Raw genomic sequence first — 16,508 nt, 5'->3', positions numbered from 1 at the left:
TCCTTCCACACACGCCCGTACAGCGGAGACCGAGGCACGCCTCCCGGTCGTCCGGGGGTCGGTGCCTCGGTCCACGTTATCGCCTCGGGCGCGGGCCCTACGCGCCCTGCCGGCGCTCCACCGCCGCCTTGACCAGGCCCGCGAACAGCGGATGCGGCCTCGTCGGGCGCGACCGGAGCTCGGGGTGCGCCTGGGTGGCGACCAGGTAGGGGTGGGTCGTACGCGGGTACTCCACGTACTCCACGAGCTTGTTGTCGGGCGAGGTGCCCGAGAAGACGAGACCCGCCTTCTTCTCCAGCTCCGCGCGGTAGGTGTTGTTGACCTCGTAGCGGTGCCGGTGGCGCTCCTCCACGTACGGCTGGTCGTCGTAGACGCCCCGCACGATCGAGCCCTCCGCGAGCTTCGCCGGGTACAGGCCCAGACGCATCGTGCCGCCGAGGTCGCCGGCGCCCTCCACGTAGGCGAGCTGCTCCTCCATGGTGGAGATCACCGGGTGCGCCGTCGCGGCGTCGAACTCCGTGGAGTTGGCGTCCGGGTTCTCCAGGAGGTTGCGCGCGGCCTCGATGATGACGCACTGGAGGCCCAGACAGATGCCCAGCAGCGGGATCTTCTGCTCGCGCGCGTACTGGATCGCCCCGACCTTGCCGGTCACGCCGCGCTCGCCGAATCCGCCGGGGATCAGGATCCCGTCGACGTCCCCGAGCGTGCGCGCGGCGCCCGCGGGCGTCTTGCAGTCGTCCGAGGTGACCCACTTGACCGTGACCCGGGCCCGGTTGGCGAAACCGCCCGCCCGCAGCGCCTCGGTCACCGACAGATACGCGTCGGGCAGGTCGATGTACTTGCCGACGAGCGCGACCGTGACCTCGTGGTCGGGGTTGTGCACCCGGTCCAGCAGGTCGTCCCACACGGTCCACTCGACGTCGCGGAACGGCAGGTCCAGCTTCCGTACGACGTACGCGTCCAGGCCCTCGGAGTGCAGCACCTTCGGGATGTCGTAGATGGACTTGGCGTCGATCGCCGCGACCACGGCCGCCTCGTCCACGTCGCACATCAGCGAGATCTTGCGCTTGATGGACAGCGGCACCTCGCGGTCGGCGCGCAGCACGATCGCGTCCGGCTGGATACCGATGCTGCGCAGCGCGGCGACCGAGTGCTGGGTCGGCTTGGTCTTCAGCTCGCCGGAGGGGCCGATGTACGGGAGGAGCGAGATGTGCACGACGAAGACGTTGTCGCGGCCCACCTCGTGGCGGACCTGGCGGACGGTCTCCAGGAACGGCTGCGACTCGATGTCGCCGACCGTGCCGCCGACCTCCGTGATGACGACGTCGACGTCGTCGGTGGCCATGCGCCGGATGCGGTGCTTGATCTCGTTGGTGATGTGCGGGATGACCTGGACGGTGTCGCCGAGGTACTCGCCGCGCCGCTCCTTGGCGATGACCGTGGAGTAGACCTGGCCGGTGGTGACGTTGGCCGAGCCGTCGAGGTCGACGTCGAGGAAGCGCTCGTAGTGGCCGATGTCCAGGTCGGTCTCGGCGCCGTCGTTGGTGACGAAGACCTCGCCGTGCTGGAACGGGTTCATCGTGCCGGGGTCGACGTTCAGATACGGGTCGAGCTTCTGCATGGTGACCCGCAGGCCCCGCGCCTTGAGGAGGGCCCCCAGGCTGGAGGCGGTCAGGCCCTTGCCGAGGGAGGAAGCGACGCCCCCGGTGACGAAGATGTGCTTGGTCGTCGAGGAGGTCGAGGATCGGTTCGGCATGGCCAAGAGGGGGCTCCCGTGGTCGCGGTCGAGGGTGCGTACCGGCGCCCGGTCCGGTGGATCGCCGATGCGTACCGGAGGTTCCGGAAGGGGTGCCGTCGCTGCGGTTCGGGGCCCCTGCGAAGCGCGTGGGGGCCATCCGCCCACGGGCCACCAGGGTATCAGCGACGGCGGGCCGCGCTCCCGACGGGCGTCCGCCGCGACCTCGGGAACGGGTGTGCGGGGCGGCCTCGGGCGCCCCGGAATTCGGCGGAACCGCCGACCGGTCACACCGTCACCAGCGCCCCACCAGGGGCGAATTCCGGCCATCCGGCAGGACATGGCGACGACCGCCCGCCCACCCCCCGAGATCACAAATTGATCACCTCACGACGTTTCATGATCAGCGGACGGTCACCACACCGTCACCGCGTGGTCACCGGTCCGTCGACGCTCGGTCGTCGCGCCGTCACCCCCCGTCACCACCGCCGTGAGAGGCCCGATTCCACCGTCGCCGGCCCACTCGTTCGGCTCACCCCTGTTGTCGGGACACCTGCGCGTAACCTCCGGGTGCGTCGTATCCTGCTCGGACATTCGCTGCCGAGTCCGGCCGGCAAACGGCACTACCCGCGCCCGTGTTCCCGGAAAAAGAGCTCGTCAACGACCCTTTCACCGCAGCAAGCGCCCCGCGGGGCGACGTGGCCGTTCGACTGGAGATTCACGTGGCCGGGCGCATCGAGGATTACGCACTCATCGGAGACATGCAGACCGCCGCCCTGGTCTGCCGGGACGGCACAGTCGACTGGCTGTGCCTGCCCCGCTTCGATTCGCACGCCGTTTTCGCGGCGCTGCTGGGAACCGACGAACACGGTTTCTGGCGGCTCGGACCGGCGACCCCGGCGGGCGCCGAGCCCCCGCGGGCCGACCGGCGCCGCTACGTCGGCGATTCCCTCATCCTGGAATCGGAATGGGACACACCGCGCGGCACGGTCAGAGTGACCGATTTCATGCCCCCGCGAGACGGCGCGCCCCAGCTGATCCGGATCGTCGAGGGCGTCAGCGGCCGGGTGCCGATGCGCTCCGCGCTGCGGATGCGGTTCAGCTACGGCCGGGTGGTGCCCTGGGTGCACCAGGTGGACAACCGCACGGTCGCCGTCGCCGGGCCCGACTCGATCTGGCTCGACACCGAGGCGGACACGTACGGCAAGAACCTGACGACGTACTCCGACTTCACCGTCGCCCCCGGTGACCGGGTCGCCTTCACCATCAGCTGGCAGCCCTCGCACCGGCAGCCGCCCGCGCTGCCCGATCCCGAGGGATCGCTGACCCTGACGTCGGACTTCTGGCGCGAGTGGGTCGAGCACTGTACGTACCACGGCCCCTACCGCGAGGCCGTCGTCCGCTCGCTGATCACGCTCAAGGCCCTGACGTACGCGCCGACCGGCGGCATCGTCGCCGCGCCCACCACCTCGCTGCCCGAGGAGATCGGGGGCGTACGGAACTGGGACTACCGCTACACCTGGCTCCGCGACGCCGCCATCACCCTCTCCTCCCTGCTGCGCACCGGCTACCGCGAGGAGGCCCGCGCCTGGCGCGAGTGGCTGCTGCGGGCCGTCGCCGGAGACCCCGAGAACCTCCAGATCATGTACGGCATCGCGGGCGAGCGCGAGCTGGGCGAGGCGGAGCTGGACTGGCTGCCGGGGTACGAGGGTTCGGGCCCGGTCCGGGTCGGCAACGGCGCGGCGCACCAGCTCCAGCTCGACGTGTACGGCGAGGTCACCGAGGCGCTGCACCTGGCGCACATGACGGGCCTGGCGCGCAACGACTACGCCTCGCTGCTCCAGCTCAAGCTGATCGAGTACCTGGAGACGCACTGGGACCAGCCCGACGAGGGCATCTGGGAGGTGCGCGGCCCGCGCCGCCACTTCGTGCACTCCAAGGTGATGGCCTGGGTCGCCGTCGACCGCACGATCAAGCTGATCGAGTCGGGCGACGCGGACGGCCCGCTGGAGCGCTGGCGCGAGCTGCGCGACGACATCCACCACGACGTGTGCGAGAAGGGGTACGACAAGGAGCGCAACACCTTCACCCAGTCGTACGGCTCCAAGGAGCTGGACGCCTCGCTCCTGCTGATCCCGCAGATGGGCTTCCTGCCGCCGGACGACAAGCGCGTCATCGGCACCATCGAGGCGATCCAGCGCGAGCTGTCCACGGAGGACGGCTTCGTCCTGCGTTACCCGACCTCGGGCGAGGAAGCGGGACTGGACGGCCTGGAGGGCGACGAAGGGGCGTTCCTGGCCTGCTCGTTCTGGCTGGCGGACGACCTCGCGATGATCGGCCGGGTCGACGAGGCCCGCAAGCTCTTCGAGAAGCTGCTGGCGCTCCGCAACGACCTGGGGCTGCTCGCCGAGGAGTGGGACCCGAAGCTCCAGCGGCAGGTCGGCAACTTCCCGCAGGCGTTCAGCCATGTGCCGCTGATCGACACGGCGCTGCGGCTGACGGCGTCGGGGGCGTACGGGGGCTGACGGCTCCTGACGACGACCCGCGCGCGGGTCGTCGTCACCGTCCACGGCGTGGTCACCCTCACGGCCTCGTCACCGCTCACCGCGTCGTGTCCGCGCGGGTCCGGGAATCCGCGCGGGCCCCGTGCCCGCCGTCCGGAGAGCACCTGGAGCAGGTCCGGAACGGACAGCCGGGCGCGGGCCGGGTAGCGTCCGGACCCATGGACGACCCGGACGACCCCACCGGAATCACCGTGCGCCGCGCCCTGGAGCTGCCGGGGCTGCGCGGCGGGCTCCCGGAGGTCGTCGCCGGGGCCGACCGGCTGCACCGCACCGTGCGCTGGGTGCACGCGGGCGAGGTGCCCCACATCGCCTCCCTCCTCAAGGGCGGCGAACTGCTCCTCACCACCGGCATCGGCCTGGGCACCCGCCCCGCCGAACAGCGCGCCTTCGTGCGCCGGCTGGCCGATCGCGGGATCGCGGCGCTGGTGGTGGAACTGGGACCGAGGTTCGCGCGGCTGCCCGCCGCCGTCGTGGAGGCGGCGCGCGGCCGGGCTGCCGCTGGTGCAGCTGCACCGCGAGGTGCCGTTCGTCTCGGTGACCGAGGAGATCCACACCGAGATCGTCAACGGGCACTACGCCCTGCTGCGCCAGGCCGAGGAGGTCCACCGGCGGTGCACGGACGCGCTGCTCGACGGCGGCGGTGTGCCGAAGGTCCTGCGGATCCTCGCCGGGTTCGCCGGCAACCCGGTCTTCCTGGAGACCGCCGACGGGCAGCTGCTGTACGCGGCGGCCGACACCTCCGGGACACCCGCGGCCGCCGAGCCGCTCCAGGTCTGGGAGGGGCTGCGGGCGGGGCGGGCCGACCGTGAGGCGGGGCCGCCCGCGGGCACGGTGCTGGTGGACGTGCCCGGCGGCGGCCACGGGACCGGTTCCGTACGCGCCCGGCTGGTGCTGCCGCCGGTGGCGGCCCCGCTGCGGCCGGTGCACCGGATGGCGGCCGAACGGGCGGCGGGCATCCTGGCGGTCGTCCTGATGCAGGCGCGCCAGGAGGACGAACTGGCGGCGCGCGGCCGGGGCGACTTCCTCACCGACCTCGCGGAGGGCCGGGTCACGGCCGACGACGCGCCCGCGCAGGCGGCGGTGCTGGGCTTCCGTCCGGGCGACGGGCCTCTGCTTCCGGTGGTGATGCGGCTGGGCCCCGGGCCGGCCCCGGCGGGCTCCTGGGCGCCGCTGGTCCGGGCCGTGCTGGAGGAACTGGCGTCGGTGGGCGTACCGGTACTGCTGGGCGTACGTCCCGTGGAGGGGCGGATTCCGCTGCTGCTGGGGCTGCGCGCGGAGTCGGAACGCCCGGCGGTGGCCGACCGGGTGTCGGCGGCGCTGCGGGCGGGTGTGGCACGGGCCGCTCCCGACCGTCCCGGCGGGCGGCGGCCGGTGGTGGTGGTCGGGGTCGCGGGCGGCTGGGCGGCGGCGGGCGCGGGCCTGCGGCACGCGGCGGAGACGGCTGCGGCGGCCGGCGGTCTGCCGGAGTGCCCGTGGCACGACGCCCGGCGACTGGACATCGACCTGCTGCTGTGGCGGCTGCGGGACCACCCGGACCTCTCGGCGTTCGTGGACCGCGCGATCGGCCCGCTGCTCGCCCACGACCGGGCGTCGCGGACCCCGTTGCTGCCGACGCTGACGACGTATCTGGCCCACGCGGGCCGCAAGGCGGAGACGGCCCGCGAACTGCACCTCAACCGCCAGACGCTCTACAACCGGCTGTCCCGCATCGCCGATCTGCTCGGCACGGACCTGGACGACCCCCATACGGTGCTGGCCCTGAGCCTGGCGCTGCGGGCGCGGAGGCATGTGCGCTGAGCGGCCGGGGCGGGGCCGTGCTGTCCTCCGTGGCATGTCACACGGCCACCGGGCCCCGGCCGTCGGCCGGTCCGTCGCCCGGCGGGCGGGGCGGGCCGTCCGGCCGCAGGGCGGCACCCACGATGTCTCGCGCACTCGGCGCCCGGCTTCGTACGGACCGGACCGGCCAGGGCTGAGCGATTCCCCGCCGCGCTGCCCGCCTCGAACCGGCCGCGCTCGGCCGGCTCCGGCAGCCGACCGGCCGCGGGGACCCGCCGGGCCTCCGCAGCGCACGTCTCGTCGCCCGTCGCCCGGCCGCGTCAGCCGAGCCCCTGCGACTGCGTCAACTCGTCATAGACGCTGAGGACATGGGCGATGGTGTGCTCCTCCGTCGGCCAGCCGGCCGCCCGGACCGGTCCCGCCGCCGCCAGTTCGGCGCGGCGGGCCGGGTCGGCCAGCAGGCGGGTCACCGTGTCCGCGAGGATCGCGGCGTCGCCGTACGGGATCAACTCCGCCGCGTCGCCGACCAGTTCGGGCACCGCGCCGACCGCCGTGGCGACCAGGGGGACGCCGAGCCGCAGCGCCTCCTGGGCCAGCAGGGACCGGGCCTCCCAGCGGCTGGCCAGGAGCGCGATGTCGGCGGCGGCGAGGAGGTCGCTCACGTCGTCGCGGCGGCCGACGAGGCTGACCGGCAGGCGCTCGTTGTCGATCCGCGCCTGGAGCGCGGCCCGTTCACCGCCCTCGCCGGCGATGACCAGCAGCGGCGCGGGGTCGAGCCGCCGCCAGGCCCGCGCGGCGGTCAGCAGCGTGCCGTACCCCCGGTCGGGTACGAGGCTCCCGACGGCCATCAGCAACGGCCGCCCCACCGCGCCCAGTTCGGCCCGCGTCTTGTCGCCGCGCTCCGTGCCGGCGTCCTCGTCGGCCGCCGGGAGGCGGCGCGGGACGGGCATCGCGACCGGGGCGAGCCGCGCGTCGCGGGCGCCGCGCGCACGGGCCCGGTCGACCAGTTCGGACGAGGCGCCGAGCACCACCGCCGCCGATCTGACGGCCCGTCGCTCCAGCAGCCGCAGCAGCTGGCCGCGCGGCCCGTCCGCGTGTACCCGGGTGTGCCAGGTGACGACGAGCGGCACCCGCCGCCCGCCGAGAGCGACGGCCGCGCGTACGGCGGCGTGCACCCCGTGCGCGTGCACCACGTCGGCGGTGGCGCAGGCGGTCCGCAGCGCCCCCAGGGAGACGGGGTCACCGCGCCGGGCGACCGGCACGTGGTCGGCGCCGCAGCCCCGGAAGTCGTGGACGCGCTCCAGCCACTCCGGGGCGCAGACGGTGACCCGCACACCCCGGTCGACGAGCCCCGCCGCCAGCGATCTGACGTGCGTGCCGCAGCCCGCGCCGCCACCGCCGAGGACCTGGACCGTACGCAGTTGGGTCACGTGGCCGGGGCTCCTGTTCCGGTGAAGAGTGCTGCACCAAGGATGCCAGCCGCCGAGGACCTCCGGGCACGGAGGGGCGTCGCGGGTGTGTCGGTCGGCGCGCCCTCCCCCGACTTCACCCGTACGAGCGACGGCGCGTCCCGCCCGGCGTACGGCGGCTACGCCTCCGCGCGCGCCGTCGCCAGCAGTTCCTCGGCGTGCGCGCGGGCCGTCTCCGAGTCCTCCTGGCCCGCCAGCATCCGGGACAACTCCCGGACGCGGGCCTCGCCTTCGAGGACGGTGACACCGGACCGGGTCACCGAGCCGTCGTTGGTCTTCTCGACCAGCAGCTGCCGGTCGGCGAACGCCGCGACCTGCGGCAGGTGTGTCACCACCACGACCTGTGCGGACCTGGCGAGCTTCGCGAGCCGCCGGCCCACCTCGACCGCGGCCTTGCCGCCGACGCCCGCGTCGACCTCGTCGAAGAGATACGTGGGTACGGGGTCGGACCCCGCGAAGACCACCTCGACCGCGAGCATGACGCGGGACAGCTCACCGCCGGACGCGCCCTTGGCGATGGGACGGGGAGGCGCGCCGGGGTGCGGGGCCAGCAGGAGTTCGACCTCGTCGGCGCCGGTCGGGCCGTACGCCACCGGCCGGCCGGCGACCTCGACGCCGTCCGGGTCCTCGATCTGCCGTACGTCGAACGAGACGCGCGCGTGCGGCATCGCGAGGGACGCGAGTTCGGCGGTGACGGCGTCGGCGAAGCGGGCCGCCGCCTCCGTGCGGGCATCGGTCAACGCCTGCGCCAGTACGGAGAGTTCACTCAGCAAAGTGGTGTACTCGGCGGTCAGCTCGCCGATCCGCTCGTCGTCGCCCTCCAGTTCGGTCAGCCGGGCCGCGTTCTCCTGCGCCCAGGCCAGCACCCCGTCGGTGTCCGGGGTGTCCCGGCCGTACTTGCGGGTCAGCCCGGTCAGGGCGGCCCGCCGCTCCTCGACCACCGCGAGGCGGCGCGGGTCGGAGTCCAAGTTGTCCGCGTACCCGGCGAGTTCACCGGCCACGTCCGCCAGCAGGATCGCGATCTCACCCATCCGGTCGGCGAGCGCGGCCAGGGCCGGGTCGTGGGACCGTACGGCCTCCAGGGCGCGCCCCGCCCCGCCGACGAGGGTCGTGGCGTCACCGCCGTCCACCGGGTCCTCGGGGTCGCCGACCAGCGCCGCGTGCGCGGAGGACGCGGCGGACGCCAGCGCCTCGGCGTGGCCGAGCCGTTCGGCCTCGGCGGCCAGTTCGGTGTCCTCGCCCGGCAGGGGTTCCACGGCGGCGATCTCGTTCAGGCCGAAGCGCAGCAGATCGGCCTCCTGCGCGCGTTCGCGGGCGCGGGTGGTCAGCTCCTCCAGCTCGGCGGCGACCGCGCGCAGCCGCCGGTAGGCGTCCGTGTACGTGGCCAGCGGTACGGCGACCGCCTTCCCGGCGTACCGGTCGAGCGCCTGCCGCTGCCGCGCGGGCCTCAGCAGGCCCTGCTGGTCGGTCTGGCCGTGCACGGCGACGAGGTCGTCCGCCAGCTCGGCCAGCACGCCGACGGGCACGGAGCGTCCGCCGATGTGGGCGCGGGAGCGTCCCTCGGCCGAGACGGTCCGGCTGACCAGCAGCGCGCCGTCGTCGAGTTCGGCCCCCGCCTCCTGGGCACGCCGCGCCGCCGGGGCGTCGGCGGCCATGGTGAGCCGCCCCTCCACCACCGCGGCCTTCTCGCCGATCCGCACGAGGGCGGCGTCGGCGCGACCGCCGAGCAGCAGCCCCAGGCTGGTGACGACCATGGTCTTGCCCGCGCCGGTCTCGCCCGTCACCGCCGTGAAGCCCGGCGACAACTCGACCACCGCGTCGTCGATGACCCCGAGCGACCGTATCCGCATCTCCTCCAACACGGACATGACCTTACGAGGTCCCCGGCCCGGTGTGCGACGGCCCCCGCCCTCCGGTTCGCCGCCGGGGGCGCCGAGGGCCCCCGGCGGGCGGGCAGGGCGGGGCGGGCGTGGTGGGAGTGGCCGGGTGAATCGGTTCCGCGCCGGGTGACGTGCGGGGGTGGCGCGGGGGTGGTACGGAACGGTTCAGGGCCTTTGTCGGTTCCGGGCGTTCACGTACTCCGGGCTTCACGTGCGCCTGCTGAGGGCCGCGTTCAGTGCGGCGCCCCGCGCCACCCCGCCACCGGGAGGGCGAACTTCGCCACCAGGCGGTCCGTGAAGGACGCCTGGTGCAGCCGGGCCAGCCGTACCGGGACCGCGCCGCGCCGTACCTCCACCCGGGCGCCCGCCGGCAGCTCGACCGTCCTGCGGCCGTCGCACCACAGCACACCGTGCGGCGTGTGCGACTGCACCTCCACCGCGAGTACCGACGTGGGCGAGGTGACCAGCGGTTTCGCGAACAGGGCGTGCGCGCTGATCGGGACCATCAGCAGCGCCTCCACCTCCGGCCACACGACGGGGCCGCCGGCCGAGAAGGCGTACGCCGTCGAACCGGTCGGGGTGGCGCACACGATGCCGTCGCAGCCGAAGCCGGTCACCGGCCGCCCGTCGATCTCCAGGACGACCTCCAGCATCCGCTCGGGCGACACCTTCTGGACGGCGGCCTCGTTGAGCGCCCAGTCCCGATGCACGACCGCGCCGTTGCTGTGCACGAGGACGTCGATGGTCATGCGTTCCTCGACCTCGTACGCGCGCGTCACCACCCGGTCCACGACCTTGTCGAGGTCGTCGCGCTCCGCCTCCGCGAGGAAGCCGACGCGGCCCAGGTTGACGCCGAGCATCGGTACGCCCGACGCCCGCGCGAAGGCCGCGCCGCGCAGCAGCGTGCCGTCGCCGCCGAGGACGATCAGCAGCTCGCAGCCGTTCAGCGCGCCCGACGTGGCCTCCGGGACGGTCTCGACGGCCGACGGCACCGGCAGGTCGGCGGCCTCGGTGGCCAGTACGCGGACGCCGAGACCGTTGCGCAGCAGTCCCTGCACCACCAGTTCGGCGCTGCGGATCGCGGCGGGTCTGCCGGTGTGGGCGAGCAGGAAGACGGTGCGGGGCTCTCCACCGCTGTCCGCCGGGTGTTCGGTGTTCGTGGTCAACGGGGTCCCTCCGCCACAGCACGGTCGACATCGGCCGGGTCGACATCGGGCGCCCCGGCGGTGAGCCACAGGAAGTATTCGACGTTCCCGGCGGGTCCGGGCAGCGGACTCGCGGTGACGGCGCGGGTGCCGAGGCCGAGCGCGGACGCCTGGCCGGCCACCGTGCGCACGGCGTCGGCCCGCAGTTCGGGGCTGCGGACGACCCCGCCGCTGCCGAGGCGTTCCCTGCCCACCTCGAACTGCGGCTTGACCATGAGCACCAGGTCGGCGTCGGGCGCGGCGCAGCGCGCCAGGGCGGGCAGCACCAGGCCCAGCGGAATGAACGACAGATCCCCCACGACGAGGTCCACCGGCTCTCCTTCGATGATCTCCAGCGTCAACTCACGTACGTTCGTACGGTCCTTGACGGTGACGCGTTCATCGTTGCGGAGCGACCAGGCGAGTTGTCCGTACCCGACGTCGACGGCGACGACCTGCCGGGCCCCGGCGCGCAGCAGTACGTCGGTGAACCCTCCGGTCGACGCGCCGGCGTCCAGCGCCCGGCGCCCCTCGACACGCAGTCCCTCGGGGGTGAAGGCGGCGAGGGCGCCCGCGAGTTTGTGGCCGCCGCGTGAGACGTAGCCGGGGTCGGCGCCGTCGTCGGCGACGACGAGGGCGGCGCTCTTCTCGACCTGGGTGGCGGGTTTGGTCGCCCGGGTGCCGCCGACGGTGACCCGGCCCGCGGCGATCAGCTGGGACGCGTGCTCGCGGGAGCGCGCGAGTTTGCGGCGTACCAGCTCGGCGTCGAGGCGTTGGCGTACCACTCCTGCCACGTTCGGTTCAGCTCCTGTGGTCGTACGACGGCGAGGGGCCGGGTCGGGGGGTGACCTGGCCGGGTGCGGGGCGTACGTCGAGTGCGGTGAGCGCGTCGCGCAGGCCCCGGTGGACATCCTCGTACACGTCGAGGTGACCGTCCGCCGGGAGGTGGTCCGCGTCGCCGAGCCTGGCGAGATTCTCGTCCACGCCGGGATGGCCGGTGGGGACGCGCTCGACGCCGAGGGGCGCGGGGGCGGCCGGGTCGTGGGCGGCCGGGTGGTCGTCGTCGGGCGGGGCCGCCGTCTCGTCGCTCATGCGCCAGACGCTACCGCGAAGCCCTGCGGTACCGTCGCTCACGATGGCGACGACGGAGGAGTGCCGCAGCGCACTCGACAAGCTCTCGGACAACATGGCACGGGCGGACGACGGGATCCGCGGGGCGGCCGGTTTCGACCGTTCGCTGAGCTGCCACATCACGGATCTCGACACCACGTTCACCGGCCGGATGGGCGACGGCCGCATCGAGGTGCTGGACACCCATGACGGGCCGCCGCGTGAGAAGGCGCAGATCCGGCTGGCGATGGCGGGGGACGACCTGGTCGCGATGGTGGACGGCGAGCTGAACTTCGCGAAGGCGTGGGGCTCGGGCCGGGTCAGGCTCGAAGCGGGCTTCCGCGATCTGCTGCGGCTGCGCTCCCTGCTCTGAGCCCGCCGCCCTCCCGGCGCGTCCGGCCGTCCTCCCTCGTCCGCGGGGTGCCCGGAGGGCTCAGGCGGCCGGTCCCGCGGGGGCGGGGTGCCGGGGCCGGCGCGCGGCCGGGACGACCAGCGGGGTGCCCGTCTCCGGGTCCTCGATGACCTGGCAGCGCAGCCCGAAGACGCGCTCGACCGTCTCGGCGGTCACGACCTCGGCGGGCGGCCCCTCGGCGTGGATCTCGCCGTCGCGCATCGCGATGAGGTGCGTGGCGTAGCGGGCGGCGTGGTTGAGGTCGTGCAGGACGGCGACGATCGTACGGCCCCGGGTCTCGTGCAGGTCGGCGCAGAGGTCGAGGATGTCGATCTGGTACTGGATGTCGAGGAACGTGGTGGGCTCGTCCAGGAGCAGCAGCGGGGTCTGCTGGGCGAGTGCCATGGCGATCCACACCCGCTGGCGCTGGCCGCCGGACAGTTCGTCGACGTACCGGTCGGCCAGCTCGCCGACGCCGGTCGACGCCATCGACTCCTCGACGATCCGTTCGTCGTCGCGGGACCACTGTCGCAGCAGTCCCTGGTGCGGGTAGCGGCCCCGGGCGACGAGGTCGGCGACGGTGATGCCGTCGGGGGCGATGGACGACTGCGGGAGCAGCCCCAGCGTGCGGGCGACCTTCTTGGCGGGCAGCGAGTGGATCGCCGCGCCGTCGAGCAGGACCTGCCCCCGGGAGGGCTTGAGCATCCGGGACAGGGCCCGCAACAGGGTCGACTTGCCGCAGGCGTTGGGGCCGACGATGACGGTGAGGGAGTGGTCGGGTATCTCGACGGACAGGTCGCGGGCGATGACGCGCTGGTCGTAGCCGAGGGTCACCGTGTCCGCCGTGAGGCGCTGCATGGTCGTACTCCTGGGGACGGAAAGGCGGGAGGCGGGACGGCCGGACACATCTCGGCCGGAGTCGGGACGGCCGGAGTCGGAACGGCCCGAGGCGGGACGGCCGGAGACATCTCGGCCGGAGGCGGGACGGCCGGAGACATCTCGGCCGGAGGCGGGACGGCCGGAGACATCTCGGCCGGAGGCGGGACGGCCGGAGACATCTCGGCCGGAGGCGGGACGGCCGGACACATCTCGGCCGGAGGCGGGACGGCCGGACACATCTCGGCCGGAGGCGGGACGGCCGGGTGGCGGCGGGGCGGGGTGCGGCCGGCCGGGGGCGTCCGGGCTCATATCCGGCCCGCCCTGCGCTCGGTGACCAGCAGCCAGAGCAGGTAGCAGCCGCCGAGCACACCGGTCACCACCCCGGCCGGCAACTGCCGCTCCCCGAACGCCGATGTCGCGGCCCAGTCGGCGACCAGCAGCAGCAGTGCGCCCATCAGCGCGGCCGGGCCGACGTTGGGGCCGGGCGAGCGGGTCAGGCGGCGCGCCAGCTGCGGCGCGCTGAGCGCCACGAAGGTGATCGGCCCGGCGGCGCCGGTCGCCGCCGAGACGAGGAGCACGGCGGCGCCCAGCAGGACGAGCCGGGTGCGTTCGACCCGTACCCCCAGCGCGTACGCCGCGTCGTCGCCCATCTCCAGCATGCGGAGCGGGCGGCCGTACGAGAGGACCACGGGGATCAGTACGGCGCACACGGCGAGCAGCGGCCAGACCTGTGCCCAGTCGCGGCCGTCGAGCGAGCCGGTCATCCACAGCACGGCGCGTGTCGCGTCGATCAGGCTGGCCTTGGTGATCAGGTAGTGGTTGACGGCGGTGAGCATGGCGGCGACGCCGATGCCGACGAGGACCAGCCGGTAGCCGTGCACGCCGCGCTTCCAGGCGAGCAGATAGATGCCCGCGCCGGTCAGCAGTCCGCCGACGACGGAACCGCCCGCGACGGCGGACGAGCCGCCGTGGAAGAGGACGATGACGCTCAGCGCGCCGACGGCGGCGCCCTGGCCGAAGCCGATGACGTCCGGGCTGCCCAGCGGGTTGCGGGAGACGGACTGGAAGACCGCGCCGCCGACCCCGAGGGCGGCGCCGACGAGCAGCCCCACCAGGACTCTCGGCAGCCGCAGGTCCCGGACGATGAACTCCTGCGCGGGCGTGCCGTTTCCGAGCAGGGTCGCGACGACGTCGCCGGGCGCCATGGTGAAGTCGCCCTGCCCGATGAGGATCACGGACATCACACACAGTCCGGCGACGAGCAGCAGGACGACGAGTCCGGTGCGGACGTCGAACCGGAGGGACAGACCGCCGGGGGTGCGGACCGCGCGCGTGGCGCCCGGCACCGGGTGCCGGCCGGTCTTGCGGAGGTCCCCGTCCTCGGGCCGGCCCACGACGTTCTTGTCGGGGAGGGTGGCGGGGCCCCGCCCCGGCGGTGTGGCGCTCACAGCTGGGCCATCCTCTTGCGGCGTACGAGCTGGACGAAGACCGGACCGCCGATGATCGCGGTGACGATGCCGACCTGAATCTCGGACGGCCGTGCGACCAGTCGCCCGATCACATCGGCGCCCAGCAGCAGGACGGGCGAGAGCACGGCGGCGTACGGCAGGATCCACCGCATGTCGGGCCCGGTCAGGGCCCGTACGAGATGCGGCACCATGAGCCCGACGAAGACGATCGGCCCGCAGGCGGCGGTCGCCCCGCCGCACAGCAGCGTGACGCAGACCATCGCGAGCACCCGGGTGCGGGTGAGACTCGCGCCGAGCGACGTGGCGGTGTCGTCGCCCATCTCCAGCGCGTTGAGCGGCCGGGCGATCAGCAGCGCGAGCAGGATGCCGACGGCGATGAACGGCCACACCTTGCCGACGGTCGCCATGTCGGCCGACGCGAGCGACCCCACGGTCCAGAAGCGCAGCCGGTCCAGGGCCGCCGAGTCGAGCAGCTGGACGGCGTTGACGTAGCCGAAGAGCGCGGCCGTGGCGGCGGTCCCGGCGAGGGCGAGCCGTACGGGTGTGGCGCCGCGGCTGCCGCCGAGCGCGTACACGACGACGGAGACGGCGGCGGCGCCCGCGAAGGCGAACCACACATAGCCGGTGAGGGAGGTGACGCCGAAGAAGCTGATGGCCGAGACGACCGCGGCGGCGGCGCCCGCGTTCACCCCCAGCAGGCCCGGTTCGGCGAGGGGGTTGCGGGTGAGTGCCTGCATCACCGCGCCGGCGAGCCCGAGCGCGGCGCCGACGAGCAGCCCCAGCAGCGTGCGGGGCAGCCGTACGTCGGAGACGATCACGTCGTTGCCGGTGCCGGAGTGGTGGAACAGGCCGTGCCACACGTCGCCGAGCGGTATCGGCTTGGCGCCGACGGCGATTCCCGCGGCGCAGACCAGCAGCAGGACGCCGACGGACACCAGGAGTCCGGCGGCGCGCCAGGTACGGCGCCGCCGGGTCACGGCGTGCGGTACGGGCTCCGCGCTCTGTTCGGGTTCGGGGGGACTGTCGACCAACACGCGGGTAAGGTTAGCCTAGCCTCATATGGGGCTCTCATGAGGGGCGTTCGCCGCCCCTCCACCCGTCCGACCGACCCGCCACGTCCCCGCCACCGGAGGCCCGTCCGATGACCGAGGCACCGTTCCAGTTCTTCACCCTGCACGTTCTGCGTACGACCCGGATCTCCCCCTCGTTCGTCCGCGTCACCTTCGGCGGCGAGGACATCCCCCGCCTCGCGTCGGCCGGCCGGGACCAGCGCGTGAAGCTGTTCTTCCCGCGGCCGGGCCAGGACGCGCCCGTCCTGCCGGGACCGGAGGACGGACACTGGTGGCCCGCCTGGCGCGCCCTCGACCCGGCGGTACGGGGCATCATGCGCACCTACACGGTGCGCGAACTGCGCCGCGAATCGCAGGAGTTGGACATCGACTTCGCCGTGCACGAGCTGTCGCCCGGGTGCGACGAGGGCCCGGCCACCCGGTGGGCGCTCAACGCCTCGCCCGGCGACCGGGTCGGCACGCTCGCCCCGATCCACGAGGAGAACGACGGGTACGACTTCCGTCCGCCGGAGGGCGCCGACTGGATCCTGCTGACCGGCGACGAGTCCGCGCTCCCCGCCCTCGCCGGAAACCTGGAGTCCCTGCCGCCCGGCGTCCCCGCCCGTGTCTGGATCACGCTCCAGCACGCCGCCGACCGGTGCGCGCTGCCCACCAGGGCCGACGCGCGCGTGACCTGGCTCGTACGGGAGGAGTCCGCGCCCGCCGCCGAGGACGCGATCCGCGCCGCCGACGACCTGCCGCAGGGCACGCCGTACGCCTGGATCGCGGGTGAGTCGGCGACCGTCCGGGCCGTCCGCAGACACCTCGTCCGCGAACGCGGCTACGACCGCCGCGCGGTGAAGTTCACCGGCTACTGGCGGCGCGGCACCTCGGAGGACGTCCTCCTGGTCACCGGCGAGGACGCGTAGGCCCTCACCAACTCCCTTAACGCCGACGAGGTTTGACGCACCAATGGATAACCGCTATCTATTGGTGCTGTCG

12 protein-coding genes and 1 pseudogene are annotated in these 16,508 nt (G+C 73.8%); 4 read left to right on the top strand and 9 right to left on the bottom strand.

Features of this window, described 5'->3' with window-relative positions; genetic code table 11:
* Positions 1–97: 97 nt before the first annotated feature.
* A complete protein-coding gene (locus OG875_RS25210; RefSeq protein ID WP_330176509.1) occupies positions 98–1,756 on the bottom strand; it encodes a CTP synthase in 1,659 nt (552 codons plus the stop codon).
* A gap of 701 nt (positions 1,757–2,457) precedes the next feature.
* Between OG875_RS25210 and OG875_RS25205 the strand changes: the two genes are divergently transcribed.
* Positions 2,458–4,260, top strand: a complete 1,803-nt coding sequence (locus OG875_RS25205) for a glycoside hydrolase family 15 protein (RefSeq protein ID WP_330176508.1) — start codon at positions 2,458–2,460, stop codon at positions 4,258–4,260.
* Positions 4,261–4,457: 197 nt separating this feature from the next.
* Positions 4,458–6,096: pseudogene (locus OG875_RS25200) on the top strand (PucR family transcriptional regulator).
* 299 nt (positions 6,097–6,395) lie between these two features.
* On the opposite strand, the gene OG875_RS25195 reads toward OG875_RS25200, so the two are convergent.
* The 5 genes from OG875_RS25195 to OG875_RS25175 form a co-directional block, all read right to left on the bottom strand.
* A complete protein-coding gene (locus OG875_RS25195) occupies positions 6,396–7,505 on the bottom strand; it encodes a glycosyltransferase family 4 protein (RefSeq protein ID WP_330176507.1) in 1,110 nt (369 codons plus the stop codon).
* 158 nt (positions 7,506–7,663) lie between these two features.
* The gene (recN, locus tag OG875_RS25190) at positions 7,664–9,412 is read right to left on the bottom strand and encodes a DNA repair protein RecN (protein WP_330176506.1); all 1,749 of its coding nucleotides are present in this window, start codon (positions 9,410–9,412) and stop codon (positions 7,664–7,666) included.
* Between the two features lie 245 nt (positions 9,413–9,657).
* Positions 9,658–10,590, bottom strand: coding sequence for an NAD kinase (locus OG875_RS25185; RefSeq protein WP_330176505.1), 933 nt, complete (start codon positions 10,588–10,590; stop codon positions 9,658–9,660).
* A complete protein-coding gene (locus OG875_RS25180; protein WP_330176504.1) occupies positions 10,587–11,402 on the bottom strand; it encodes a TlyA family RNA methyltransferase in 816 nt (271 codons plus the stop codon). Before OG875_RS25180 ends, OG875_RS25185 begins: the two co-directional genes overlap by 4 nt.
* 7 nt (positions 11,403–11,409) lie before the next feature.
* Positions 11,410–11,700, bottom strand: coding sequence for a hypothetical protein (locus tag OG875_RS25175; protein ID WP_330176503.1), 291 nt, complete (start codon positions 11,698–11,700; stop codon positions 11,410–11,412).
* A 43-nt stretch (positions 11,701–11,743) separates the two neighbouring features.
* Here OG875_RS25175 and OG875_RS25170 point away from each other — a divergent pair, with 43 nt between their 5' ends.
* The gene (locus tag OG875_RS25170) at positions 11,744–12,091 is read left to right on the top strand and encodes an SCP2 sterol-binding domain-containing protein (protein WP_330176502.1); all 348 of its coding nucleotides are present in this window, start codon (positions 11,744–11,746) and stop codon (positions 12,089–12,091) included.
* A 60-nt stretch (positions 12,092–12,151) separates the two neighbouring features.
* On the opposite strand, the gene OG875_RS25165 is transcribed toward OG875_RS25170, so the two are convergent.
* The 3 genes from OG875_RS25165 to OG875_RS25155 form a co-directional block, all read right to left on the bottom strand.
* Positions 12,152–12,967, bottom strand: coding sequence for an ABC transporter ATP-binding protein (locus OG875_RS25165; protein WP_330176501.1), 816 nt, complete (start codon positions 12,965–12,967; stop codon positions 12,152–12,154).
* Between the two features lie 326 nt (positions 12,968–13,293).
* Positions 13,294–14,334 (bottom strand): FecCD family ABC transporter permease, encoded by a 1,041-nt coding sequence (locus tag OG875_RS25160; protein ID WP_330177897.1) that lies wholly within the window; start codon positions 14,332–14,334, stop codon positions 13,294–13,296.
* A 98-nt stretch (positions 14,335–14,432) separates the two neighbouring features.
* Positions 14,433–15,392 carry a FecCD family ABC transporter permease gene (locus tag OG875_RS25155; RefSeq protein ID WP_443079289.1) on the bottom strand — a complete coding sequence of 320 codons (960 nt, stop codon included), beginning with the start codon at positions 15,390–15,392 and terminating at the stop codon, positions 14,433–14,435.
* Between the two features lie 206 nt (positions 15,393–15,598).
* Here OG875_RS25155 and OG875_RS25150 point away from each other — a divergent pair, with 206 nt between their 5' ends.
* The gene (locus tag OG875_RS25150) at positions 15,599–16,435 is read left to right on the top strand and encodes a siderophore-interacting protein (protein ID WP_330176500.1); all 837 of its coding nucleotides are present in this window, start codon (positions 15,599–15,601) and stop codon (positions 16,433–16,435) included.
* The last annotated feature ends 73 nt before the right edge of the window (positions 16,436–16,508 follow it).

The organism is Streptomyces sp. NBC_01498, assembly GCF_036327775.1.
Classification (GTDB): domain Bacteria; phylum Actinomycetota; class Actinomycetes; order Streptomycetales; family Streptomycetaceae; genus Streptomyces.
The sequence above is the reverse complement of the archived record's forward strand: the minus strand, read 5'-3'. Positions and strand labels throughout refer to the sequence as shown.

Coding starts and splice junctions, on each gene's coding strand:
- OG875_RS25210 (WP_330176509.1), bottom strand. CDS start 1,756: ATGCCGAACCGATCCTCGACCTCCTCGACGACCAAGCACATCTTCGTC.
- recN (WP_330176506.1), bottom strand. CDS start 9,412: ATGTCCGTGTTGGAGGAGATGCGGATACGGTCGCTCGGGGTCATCGAC.
- OG875_RS25175 (WP_330176503.1), bottom strand. CDS start 11,700: ATGAGCGACGAGACGGCGGCCCCGCCCGACGACGACCACCCGGCCGCC.
- OG875_RS25165 (WP_330176501.1), bottom strand. CDS start 12,967: ATGCAGCGCCTCACGGCGGACACGGTGACCCTCGGCTACGACCAGCGC.
- OG875_RS25150 (WP_330176500.1), top strand. CDS start 15,599: ATGACCGAGGCACCGTTCCAGTTCTTCACCCTGCACGTTCTGCGTACG.
- OG875_RS25170 (WP_330176502.1), top strand. CDS start 11,744: ATGGCGACGACGGAGGAGTGCCGCAGCGCACTCGACAAGCTCTCGGAC.